Annotated in this window: 11 protein-coding genes; 10 read left to right on the top strand and 1 reads right to left on the bottom strand. The window is 66.8% G+C overall.

The window, feature by feature from the left end; all coding sequences use genetic code 11:
- Positions 1-95: 95 nt before the first annotated feature.
- Positions 96-920: a hypothetical protein gene (locus M9890_14210; protein MCO5178105.1), complete on the bottom strand. Its 825-nt coding sequence runs from the start codon at positions 918-920 to the stop codon at positions 96-98.
- Between the two features lie 137 nt (positions 921-1057).
- On the opposite strand from M9890_14210, the gene trxA reads away from it, so the two are divergent.
- The 10 genes from trxA to M9890_14160 all read left to right on the top strand — a co-directional run.
- The gene (gene trxA, locus M9890_14205) at positions 1058-1906 is read left to right on the top strand and encodes a thioredoxin (GenBank protein MCO5178104.1); all 849 of its coding nucleotides are present in this window, start codon (positions 1058-1060) and stop codon (positions 1904-1906) included.
- Positions 1907-1961: 55 nt separating this feature from the next.
- Positions 1962-3014, top strand: coding sequence for a selenide, water dikinase SelD (gene selD / locus M9890_14200; GenBank protein MCO5178103.1), 1053 nt, complete (start codon positions 1962-1964; stop codon positions 3012-3014).
- Between the two features lie 271 nt (positions 3015-3285).
- Positions 3286-4107, top strand: a complete 822-nt coding sequence (gene rsmA, locus M9890_14195) for a 16S rRNA (adenine(1518)-N(6)/adenine(1519)-N(6))-dimethyltransferase RsmA (protein MCO5178102.1) — start codon at positions 3286-3288, stop codon at positions 4105-4107.
- Complete coding sequence (locus M9890_14190) at positions 4104-5036, top strand: hypothetical protein (protein ID MCO5178101.1); 933 nt, start codon at positions 4104-4106, stop codon at positions 5034-5036. The genes rsmA and M9890_14190 overlap by 4 nt, the downstream gene beginning before the upstream one ends.
- Positions 5012-6979, top strand: coding sequence for a protein kinase (locus M9890_14185; GenBank protein ID MCO5178100.1), 1968 nt, complete (start codon positions 5012-5014; stop codon positions 6977-6979). The genes M9890_14190 and M9890_14185 overlap by 25 nt, the downstream gene beginning before the upstream one ends.
- Positions 6976-7764, top strand: a complete 789-nt coding sequence (locus M9890_14180) for a hypothetical protein (protein ID MCO5178099.1) — start codon at positions 6976-6978, stop codon at positions 7762-7764. The genes M9890_14185 and M9890_14180 overlap by 4 nt, the downstream gene beginning before the upstream one ends.
- Positions 7765-7800: 36 nt before the next feature.
- Positions 7801-8766, top strand: coding sequence for a histone deacetylase (locus M9890_14175; GenBank protein MCO5178098.1), 966 nt, complete (start codon positions 7801-7803; stop codon positions 8764-8766).
- Between the two features lie 28 nt (positions 8767-8794).
- Positions 8795-9454 carry an imidazole glycerol phosphate synthase subunit HisH gene (hisH, locus tag M9890_14170; protein ID MCO5178097.1) on the top strand — a complete coding sequence of 220 codons (660 nt, stop codon included), beginning with the start codon at positions 8795-8797 and terminating at the stop codon, positions 9452-9454.
- Positions 9454-10197 carry a 1-(5-phosphoribosyl)-5-[(5-phosphoribosylamino)methylideneamino]imidazole-4-carboxamide isomerase gene (gene hisA, locus M9890_14165; GenBank protein ID MCO5178096.1) on the top strand — a complete coding sequence of 248 codons (744 nt, stop codon included), beginning with the start codon at positions 9454-9456 and terminating at the stop codon, positions 10195-10197. Before hisH ends, hisA begins: the two co-directional genes overlap by 1 nt.
- Positions 10194-10709, top strand: a 516-nt coding sequence (locus M9890_14160) for a hypothetical protein (GenBank protein ID MCO5178095.1), incomplete at its 3' end; no start/stop codon positions are given. The genes hisA and M9890_14160, both read left to right, overlap by 4 nt.

Here is a 10709-nt window from a genome sequence, read left to right as displayed (position 1 = left end):
CGACAGCAACCCTCTTGTCCTGTCATCTCGAACCGCAGTGAGAGATCTCCCACCCGTCCGACACAGTCCAACATCGGAAGGATTCGCCTGTGCTCCTACAACCCGCTCATCCGCACCACCTCAACTCCGCGTGCCTCAATGGCGGTAACGTAGCGGTTGATGCCGATGAGGTCGCTGGCGATGTGGCCGGTGACGATGAGGTTGCCTTTGCCGGATTCGCGAAGTTGGGCGACCTGATCCCCGGCGCAGTGGATGTAGAGCACCGTATCGACGCCGTGCTCCCAGTAGGCACGGGCCACGCGTGCGCCACCGTTCGAGCCAGCTCCGTGGACGACGGCCAGCTTGCCCAGGGCGTTGTCCGGGTTGCCGACCGGCACGATGATCTGCGTGTCGGCGTTGGCCAGCTCGGGGATCGTCAGCAGTCCATCGATCGCGTCCTGCACGGTCGGGGTGTGCGGCAGCGCGGCGAGGTGCGTGTCGACCGCCTCGACCATGATCTGGCGACCCAGCTCGTCCAGCGGCAGGTGCATGTTCATCAGCGGCATGCCGAGCAAGCGAGCGAACGAGGGCGTGTGGTCGGCGTTGGCGGAATGGGCGCGCATCGACCAGGCGTCGATCATCGGACGGACGGTCGCTTCGGCGATCTCGGCTGGCACACCGTGGGCGACGAGGAACTCGATCTGGCGCTCCAGCACGGCCGGGAAGTCGCGGGTGGAGCTGCCGCCGGCTGGATGGTGGGCGATGACGCCGTCGCACTGCAGCTGGCGGGCGAGCAGGAGTTCCGCCCCGGCGATGTCGATGCCGAACAGCACGCGCGACATACCGGTGCCGGGAACATTCACGGTCGAATCAGCCGGCAGCTCCGGCATGCCGGATAGCTCCAGCGCCAACTGCACCAGCTCATCGGTTGAGATCGGCATCGGTCGGGTCTCCTTCGTCTATTGTCCGTCCGCATCTCGCGCCAGTGTAACCGGAGCAGAGCGGGAACAGCGCGTACACTTGGGGCGTTGCAGGCTGAGGACGATGTAGTCAGTACTGTGGTCAGAGGTGAGGCAGGATGGCAACACAGCAGGTTGTTCGCGACGTGACCGACGCGGACTTTCAGTCGGCAGTCATTGAGCAGTCGCGCACGAAGCCGGTCGTTGTGGATTTCTGGGCACCGTGGTGCGGTCCGTGCCGCATTCTCGGTCCGGTGATCGAGCGGGTCGCCGAGCAGTTCGCCGATTCGATCGTCGTTGCCAAGCTGAACGTGGATGAGAATCCGGCATCGTCGGCACAGTACCGCGTGCAGAGCATTCCGGCGGTCAAAGCGTTCCGTGATGGGCGGGTGGTGTCGGAGTTCACCGGTGCGCTGCCGGAGCCGAACGTGCGCCAGTTCTTCGAGTCGCTGGCCCCGTCGGCGATAGACCAGGCGGTCAGTGCCGCCGAGGCGATGCTGGCTGCTGGTGACCAGGCTGGTGCAGAGCAGGCGTATCGAGATGCGCTGGCGCAGCAGGCCGACAACCGTGGCGCAGTGCTTGGGTTGGCGTCGCTGCTGGCGAAGCGCGGAACATATGATGAAGCAATATCGCTGCTGGATCGACTGCCGCCAGACCGGCAGGTGAAGGTGCAGCGGCACCGCATCTTCCTTGAGCGCTACGTGAGCCAGCACCAGGGCGAGGATCTGGCAGATGAGGCTGTTGCCGCGCCGAACGATCCGCGCGCGCGTTATCGATACGGTCTGCTGCTGGCCGCGCAGGAGCTCTATCAGGAGGCGCTCGAAGAGCTGCTGGCCTCGGTCAGGCTGGATCGAAGCTGGGAGGATGGCGCGGCCCGCAAGAGCATGCTCGCCGTCTTCGAACTGTTGGGCATGGACGCGCCGCTGACGCGTAAGTATCAGCGCAAGCTGGAGAACGTGCTGTTCTAGGCGCGCAGTGGGCGCGTCGGTTGTGACGATCGATGGTGAAACGGAGTACCAGGGTATGCAATCCCGTGACGAGATCAGGCTGACGACGCTGGCGTCCTGCGCCGGCTGAGCAGCCAAGCTCGCGCCAGGGGCCCTGGCGCAAGTACTGCAACCGCTGTCGATCGTTGCGACTGATCCCAACCTGCTGGTTGGCTTGCAGACGAGCGACGATGCGGCGGTCTATAAGCTGTCCGACGAGCAGGCGATCGTCCAGACGGTGGACTTCTTCCCACCGGTTGTTGACGACCCCTACCTCTACGGCGCGATCGCTGCGGCGAACTCGATGAGCGACGTCTTCGCCATGGGTGGCGACGTGCTGCTCGGCCTGAACATTGCCGCGTTCCCGGACAACCTGCCGCTCGACATCCTAACCCGCATCTTCGAAGGTGGCGCGGCGAAGGCGGCCGAGGCGGGTCTGATCATCGCTGGCGGACATACCGTCGTCGATGATGAACCGAAGTACGGCATTGTCGTGACCGGCACGATCCATCCGGATCGCATCCTGACCAAGGCCGGGGCGCAACCGGGCGATCTGCTGTTCCTGACCAAGCCGCTGGGCACCGGCGTCATCACGACGTCGATCAAGCAGGAGGGTGCCGACGAGGCCGACGCCGAAGCGGCCATCGCCAGCATGCTGATGCTGAACAAGGCATCGTCGCGCATCATCCGTGAGAGCGGCGCGAACGCCTGCACCGACATTACCGGCTATGGCCTGGCTGGCCATCTGACTGAGGTGGCGATCAAGAGCGGTGTCAGTGCTGAGCTCGATGCTGCCGCGTTGCCCTGGCTGCCGGGCGCGCTGCGCTACGCCGCCGAGGGTCGCTTCCCCGGTGGCGCAGATCGCAACCGCAGCTACTACGAGACGCTGCCGGAGTGCGGCGTCACGCACGATCCTGCCGTCGATGCCGACGTCGTCCGGCTGCTTTACAGCCCCGAGACGTCCGGCGGCCTGCTCGTGTCCATCGCCGAGAAGGACGCCGACGCCCTCCGCGCCGACTTCGCCGAAGTCGGTCTGTCGATCTGGCAGATCGGCCGCGTGATGTCCGGCACCGGCATCAGCGTCCGGTAGGTCGCGGCGTGTGGGCAAGCATGTATGAAGCACGGGCGGCCAATGGCTCGCCCGTGCTTTATTCTGCGTGCATGATGATGGCAGCCGTTCCACGTGCTCTTACGCCACAAATGGCCGCCTGCGGGCGGCGGACAGCGCCAGCGATGTCCCTACGAAGCCGGGACCCTTCCCTTCACAGGGGAGGGGTCCGCCACCCGGCATCCACTCATCTGGCCACAGGACACCCCCCTCTCCCCACGGGAGAGGGGGGCCGGGGGGGTGAGGTCTCCCCATGACCTCCTATCGCGACCGCATGGCCGCCCTCGGGATTGAGCCGAGCAAGGCTCTTGGGCAGAACTTCCTGCACGATCGCGGGATTGTGCGCCGGATCGCTGAGGCTGCCGGGATCGAGCCGGGCGAGACGGTGCTGGAAGTCGGGCCGGGGCTGGGCATCCTGACCGAAGAGCTGGCTGCGCGCGCCGAGCGCGTGGTGGCGATCGAGCTGGATCGGCGGCTGGCTGCGCACTTGCCCGAGGTGATGCCGTCCAACGTCGAGATCGTCGAGGGCGACGCGCTGCAGATCGACCCGGTCGCGCTGGTTGGGCAGCGCTATTCGGTCGTGGCGAACTTGCCGTACTCGGTTGGCACGGCGATCGTGCGGCGCTTGCAGGAGGCCGACCCGCCGCCGCGCGTACTGACGATCATGGTGCAGCGTGAGGTGGCCGAGCGCATGGCCGCCGCACCGCCGCAGATGAGCCTGCTGGCCGTCGCTGTGCAGTTCTATGGCTCGCCGCGCATCCTGTTTCGCATCGGCGGGGGCGCGTTCATTCCGCCGCCGCGCGTCGAATCGGCGGTGATCCGGATTGAGACGCGCGATCCGTTGCTGCCGCGAGACGAGCACGCCGCGTTCTTCCGGGTCGTGCAGGCCGGGTTCGCGCAGCGCCGCAAGCAGTTGGCGAACACGCTGTCGAGCGGGCTTGGTGTCGAGCGCGGGATCGTCGAGGCGGCGCTGGAACGCGCAGGTGTGCGGTCAACGGAGCGCGCCGAGCGGCTGCAGGTTGCGGACTGGCTCGCCGTCTTTCGCGCGCTGGCCGATGCCGGGGCCGTGCAGTGAGTGCGCGGCAGCTGTCGGCGCGTGCTGCAGCGAAGGTCAACCTCGGGCTGGAGGTGCTCGGGCGGCGGCCGGATGGCTATCATGAGGTCGTGACCGTGCTGCAGGCAATCAGTCTGGCCGATCGCTTTGTCTGGCGGGTGACCGGGCAGCCGTTCACCTACACTGGGCCGCAAGGTGTGCCGCCGGATGCCGATCTCGTCGCGCGCGCACTTTCGTTCGCGCCGGATCGTGAGCGCTGGACCGGCGATCTGCGGGTGGTCAAGTGGGTGCCAGCGGCGGCAGGGTTGGGTGGCGGATCGTCCGACGCGGCGCTCGCGCTACGGCTGGCGCTGCCGGAGGCGGACGAGGCGACGCTGGCTGCGCACGCAGCGCGTCTGGGCAGCGATGTGCCGTTCTTCCTCGGCCCGAGTGGTCGGGCGCTGGCCACCGGCACCGGGACGACACTGGAGCCATTGCCGGATATCGACTGCTGGTTCGTGCTGGTCACGCCGGACGTGCAGATCGACGGCAAGACGGTGGCGCTGTACCGGGGCCTGCAACCGGAGGATTTCAGCGACGGAGCGGCGACGCGCGCGCTGGCCGTCGAGATGTCTGAAGGCAATTGCTGGCCGACGGAGCCGCCAAACGCATTTCAGCGTCAACTCCTCGGTATCCCTGAGGTACGGTACGCTTACGATTGTCTTTGGCAGGCGGGAGCGAGTTGCGTGACGGCCAGTGGGGCTGGGCCAACGCTCTACGCTCTCGTAGCAACCTTGGCCGAAGCAGCAGCGATTGCGCTGCGCATGCCGCCGGATGCGGGTGCGACGCGGGTGGCGCGTTCGATGGGCGCGCCGGATCTTGTCGCCGCAACGCGAGTCGCGCGGGCGCTGCGTGGTACGGGCAACGAACCGCCGGAGGTCGGCTGGTGGAGCAACAGCAGACGGTGCTGAACGGGCGGTACCGACTCGGCGATGTCCTCGGCGAAGGGGGCATGGCCGTCGTCTACCGTGCGCAGGATCTGCTGCTGCATCGCGCCGTCGCCGTCAAGGTGCTGCGCCGCCAGTACGCCAGCGACGCCAACTTCCTGCACCGCTTCGAGCGCGAGGCGCAAGCCGCTGCCGGCTTCTCTCATCCCAACATCGTCAATGTCTACGACGTCGGCACCGATGGCGACCGTCACTACATTGTTATGGAGTACATCCGCGGCCCGAGCCTGAAGGATCTGATCCGTCGCCAGGGGCCGTTCTCGGTCGAAGGGGCCGTCTTTGTCATCGGGCAGGTCGCGTCGGCGCTGGATTACGCGCATCAGCGCCAGCTCGTCCATCGCGACATCAAGCCGCAGAACATCCTCGTCGATCGCGATGGCAACGCGAAGGTCGTGGACTTTGGCATCGCCAAGGGCGCGCAGGACGTCAACCTGACCGAGGCCGGTACCGGCATGGGCACGGTCCATTACGTGTCGCCGGAACAGGCGCGCGGGGAGCCGGCCACGCCGGCGTCGGACCTGTACTCGACCGGCGTCGTGCTGTTCGAGATGCTGACCAAGCGGCTGCCGTTTGAGGCGGATACGCCGGTCGGCGTCGCGATGCAGCACGTCAATACGCCGCCGCCCGCGCCATCGACATACAACGCGGCCATTCCGGCGGCCGTCGATGCAATTGTGCTGAAGGCGCTGGCCAAGGAGCCGGGCGACCGGTACCCAACGGGTAACGCGCTGGCTGCCGCGCTGCGCCACTGGAACCTGCCGGCCCGAACAGCCGCGCCGCGTGTGGAACAGACGCGCGCCGTGCCGCACACGCAGACGCCACCGCCACCTGTCGCTCGTACGCCGCGACCGGCTGCAGCGCCGCCGGTTGTGCGTGGCAGCGGCGCGGTGCGCCAGCAGACCGGCCAGATGTCCACGCGACCGACGGCGGCGCGGCGAGATGTGCGCGCCTATCGCAGCTATCCAGCGCCGGAGACGCGGGCGAACCGCGATGATGTTGGCTGCGTCACCTGGCTGATAGGCTCGGCGATCCTGCTGACGATCGTCGGGTTGATCTTGCTGGCGTTCAGGGTCGGCCCCGGCATCTTTGCTGCCGATCTTGAGCCGACTGCCACCGGCCAGCCCGCGAACGCCGTCGTGTTGCCGACCTCGACGCCCACCCAGCCGCCATCGACCGCGCCGACCGTGACGCTGCCGGGCATCGTTCCGACGCAGCCGCTGTCTGCCACGGCCACGCCATCACCAACCGCGACGACGACCGATCAGGTCGCGATGCAGGAGGTGCCGTCGCTGGTCGGGATGGATCAGGCGGATGCTGCCGCGACAATCAGCGAGTACTGGACGCTGATTGTTACTCAGCAGCCCGATGCTGATGTGCCGGTCGGGCAGGTGATCAGCCAGCAGCCGGTGGCCGGGTCGATGCATCCGGTCGGCGATGTTGTTTCGGTCGTGGTGAGCAGCGGTGCGGCGACAGTCTCGATTCCCGATGTGAGCGGCATGGCCGTCGACGCGGCTATTTCGCAACTGGGCGCGCTGGGCTTTACTGTGGTCCGCGAGGACGAGGCCAGTGATGCGGTAGATCCGGGCAGTGTCATCCGCACCGAGCCGTCCGGCTCAGCCCCAGCTGGAGCGACGATCACGATTGTCGTGCGGCCCGAAGAGGGCGCTGTCGTCCCGTACGTCTACGGTGTCGACTACCAGGAGGGTGTCTCGGAGATGGAGTCGGCCGGCCTCGTCGTTACGAGCGTCGTGCCGCTGACCTGCGACCGTGTTCTCCAACTGGTCGATCCGGCGTTCGACTGCGATAGCTTCCCGGTTGGCGGCATTCTGACCAGCACGCTGGGGTGGGGCGCGAGCGTGCCAGTTGGCTCACCGGTCGATCTGACCTACTACAGCCCGACGCAATGAGCGCGTCCGGCCGCGCGACACAGCGCACGGCCATCTGGCGAGACCGTCGCCTGCTCGTCATCATCGGTCTGGTCGCGGCGGTGGTCGCGGCAGCGGGTATCCCGGCAGTCCTCTGGCTGACAACACCGCATCAGGCGCAAGTCATTGTGACCAACACCGGCGGACAGCCGAGCGCGATGATTGAGGAACCTGACCGCCGCATCCTCATCCTGAACACCGTCGATCGCGAGGAAGCGCTCTCAATTGTCAGCCGTCTGTCGATGGCGCTGAGCACGCGCCCGGATATTGTGATCGCGCCCGCCAACGACGAGGTGGCACCGGCACTGCTGGCTATCGTCGATGAGGTACAGCCCGCGACGGTCATCGTCGCCGGTGCGCCGGGTGCCGCGTCGGCCTGGACGAGCATCGAGCAATCTGCCCGGCGGCTGGGGATTGATGTGCGCTACACCGGCGATCTCGTGACCATCGATGGCGGACTGCTGCAGGTCGCTGTCCTCGGCACGCGCGACGACGCGCAAGCGTCAGCCGTCGTCGTTCGGCGACGCTCGATGAGCATCGTCATCGCCCTGACACCGGGCCGCATCCCGGCCAGCGGCCAGACCGTGGTCACGGGCGACCCTGACGCTGCGCCATCCGCTGACCTGATCGTCACGACGGACGACACGGCAGGTCGACCCGCGAAGCAATTGGAGGTCGTCGTCGAGCGCGGCGACACGGTGCGGCTGGAGCTGGAGCCGACATCGGTGCAGGTCTTCGGTGGGACGCGCCGGACGGCGGATGACTGAATTCAGGTGCTGGGCGCTACCCGTATACTGCGCAGTATGAGCGTCGATGGCACCCGGACGGCCATTGTCTGGTCGGAAGCCTATCTGGATCACGAGACCGAATCACACCCAGAGTCGCCGGACCGTTGGGTGGCGATCGACCATGCGCTGCGCACGGCTGGTCTGTTCGATGTTCTGCCGATGCTGACTCCGTCGTCCGCAACTGAAGAGCAGGTGCTGGCTGTCCACGCACCGGCGCTGGTCGAACGCATTCGCGGCATCGGCGAACGTGGTGGTGGCTGGCTCGACCCGGACACCTGGGTCTCGCCGCTGTCGTGGGAGACGGCGCTGTTGGCAGCCGGTGGTGCCTGCGAAGCCGTTGACGCGGTGATCGAAGGGCGCGCGCCGCGAGCGTTTTCGCTCGCCCGTCCGCCGGGGCATCACGCCGAGCCGTACCGCGCGATGGGCTTTTGCTTGCTGAATTCGGTCGCCATCGCCGCGCGACACGCGCAAGCGGCCCACGGTATTCAGCGCGTCGCGATCGTGGACTGGGATGTCCACCACGGCAACGGGACTCAGGCGATCTTCTGGGAAGATCCGTCGGTCCTGTTCATTTCGCTGCATCAGTTCCCGTTCTACCCCGGCAGCGGCTCGCGGGCTGAGACCGGTGGGGGTGACGGAACCGGCACGATCATCAACATCCCGCTACCGGCCGGAACCGGTGAGGATGTCTACCTCGCCGCGATGGACAATCTGGTGCTACCGGCCCTGCGCGCGTATGCGCCCGACCTGATCCTCGTCTCAGCCGGCTACGACGCGCACGAAGACGACCCGCTGGCGATGATGCGCTTGCGCACCGAGAGCTTCGGTCTGCTGGCCGAGCGTGCGCGCGATGTCGCGGAGGAGCTGTGCGGCGGCAAGTTGGTGCTGATTCTTGAGGGTGGCTACAATCTGAACGCTCTAGGCGACAGTGTTGTGGCGACGATTGATGCGCTCGACCGTCCTCGGAATGACGATGCCTGAGCAGTCCCATTCTAAAAGGAGAGACAACATGATCGCGGTGGTCGACTATGGCGCTGGGAATGTCCGGAGCGTCGCCAACGCGCTTGAAGCGGCCGGTGTCGCTGCGCAACTCACCACCGATCCGGCAACAATCCTGGGCGCGCCGGGCGTGATCGTCCCGGGCGTTGGGGCAGCGCAGGACACGATGAGAAACCTTGAGGCCGGCGGCCTGATTGAGCCGGTGCTGGAGGTGATCCGTCGCGATGTGCCGTTCCTCGGCATCTGCATGGGCATGCAGGCGCTGATGTCGCACTCCGAGGAGCACGGCGGGCAGCCCTGCCTCGATGTGATCCCCGGCGTCGTGCGCGAGTTTTCGACCGACCTGCCGGTGCCGCACATGGGCTGGAACCAGCTGCACTATGCCGACGGTATGGAAGGCCACCCGCTGCTGGCCGGTATCCCTGATGGCACCGATGTCTACTTCGTCCACTCGTTCGTCTGCGTGCCGGAGGATTCGTCCTGGGTCATGGCGACGACGGAGTACGACGGTCCGTTTGTGTCGATGGTCGGCCGGAACAATCTCATGGGCGTCCAGTTTCACCCGGAGAAGAGCGGCACCGCCGGGCTGCGATTGTTGGCTAACTTCGCCGACATCGTCGCGCGTGGCGGGGTTGCTGCGAGCGCCGGTGCCGTGGGGCAGGGTCGCTGATGCTCGTACTTCCGGCGATCGATCTTCGTGGTGGCTTGTGCGTCCGCCTGTATCAAGGGGATTACAACCAGGAGACGGTCTTTTCCGATAGCCCGATTGCGGTTGCGCGCGGCTGGCAGGATGCCGGTGCGCGGATGCTGCATGTCGTTGATCTCGACGGCGCGCGCGACGGGCTGCCGGTGCAGCGCGAGACGATCCGCGATATCGCCACGGCGCTCGATATTCCCGTGCAGGTCGGCGGTGGCATCCGCACCCGCGATCATGCGCTGGCGCTGCTGAATGACGGCGTCGCCCGGATCGTGCTGGGTACCGCCGCGATTGAGCAGCCGGAACTGGTGGCCGATCTGCTGTCCGAGGCCGGACCCGAGCGCATCATCGTTGGCGTCGATGCCCGCGACGGCATGGTCGCGACGCGCGGCTGGACGACGACCTCTGCTGTATCGGCTGAGTCGCTGGTCAGCGACATGATCGCGCGCGGCGTGCAGCGGGTCGTTTATACCGACATCAGCCGCGACGGCACACTCGACGCACCGAACATCGACGCAACGGCGCGGATCGCTGCGCTGGGCGTCGCTGTCATCGCATCCGGCGGCGTGTCGCAACGCGAGCACCTGACCGCGCTGGCTGCCACTCCCGGCATCGAGGCCGCTATTGTCGGCCGCGCACTCTACACCGATCATCTGCAACTGGCGACGGACGAATGGGTCGTGGAGCCGGGGCACACCGGGTCAGGAGGAGTATGAGCGGTCGGCCGGATATTCGCGAGAGCGCGCGAGACGAGGAGCGGCGCAGGCGTGACGAAGCGCGCATTGTCGCGCTCCAGCAGCAGATCGATGAGCTGCGCGCGCTGGTGCGCGAGATGACTGCGCGCCAGACGCGCGGCGACGAGCTGTTCAAGGCCTACGAGATGGCGCTCGGCCAGGTGCGCTCCGGCGTTGAGCAGCAACGCCACGATACCGCGCAGACATTCCAGGCGCGTCAGCTCGATGATCAGCGGCTGCGCCAGCAGGTGGCCGATCTGGAGGCGCGCATCGAGGAGTCCGGTCGTCCACTGCGCTCGATCCAGGCGCACATCAACGAGCTGAGCGAGACGCTCCGACGCGGCAAAGAGGACGCCGGGAAGGACGAACGCCGTTTCGATGATCTACGCACGCAGATCGATCACCTCGGCGCGCTGGCTGAACGCAACTTCGGTCTGGTCCAGTCAACGCGGGAGGCGGTTGACTCCTTGCGGACCGGGTTGGACGAGGTCCGA

Source organism: Thermomicrobiales bacterium (genome assembly GCA_023954495.1).
Lineage (GTDB): Bacteria > Chloroflexota > Chloroflexia > Thermomicrobiales > CFX8 > JAMLIA01.
Note: the sequence above shows the minus strand (reverse complement) of the source record. Positions and strands in the feature narration are given on the sequence as shown.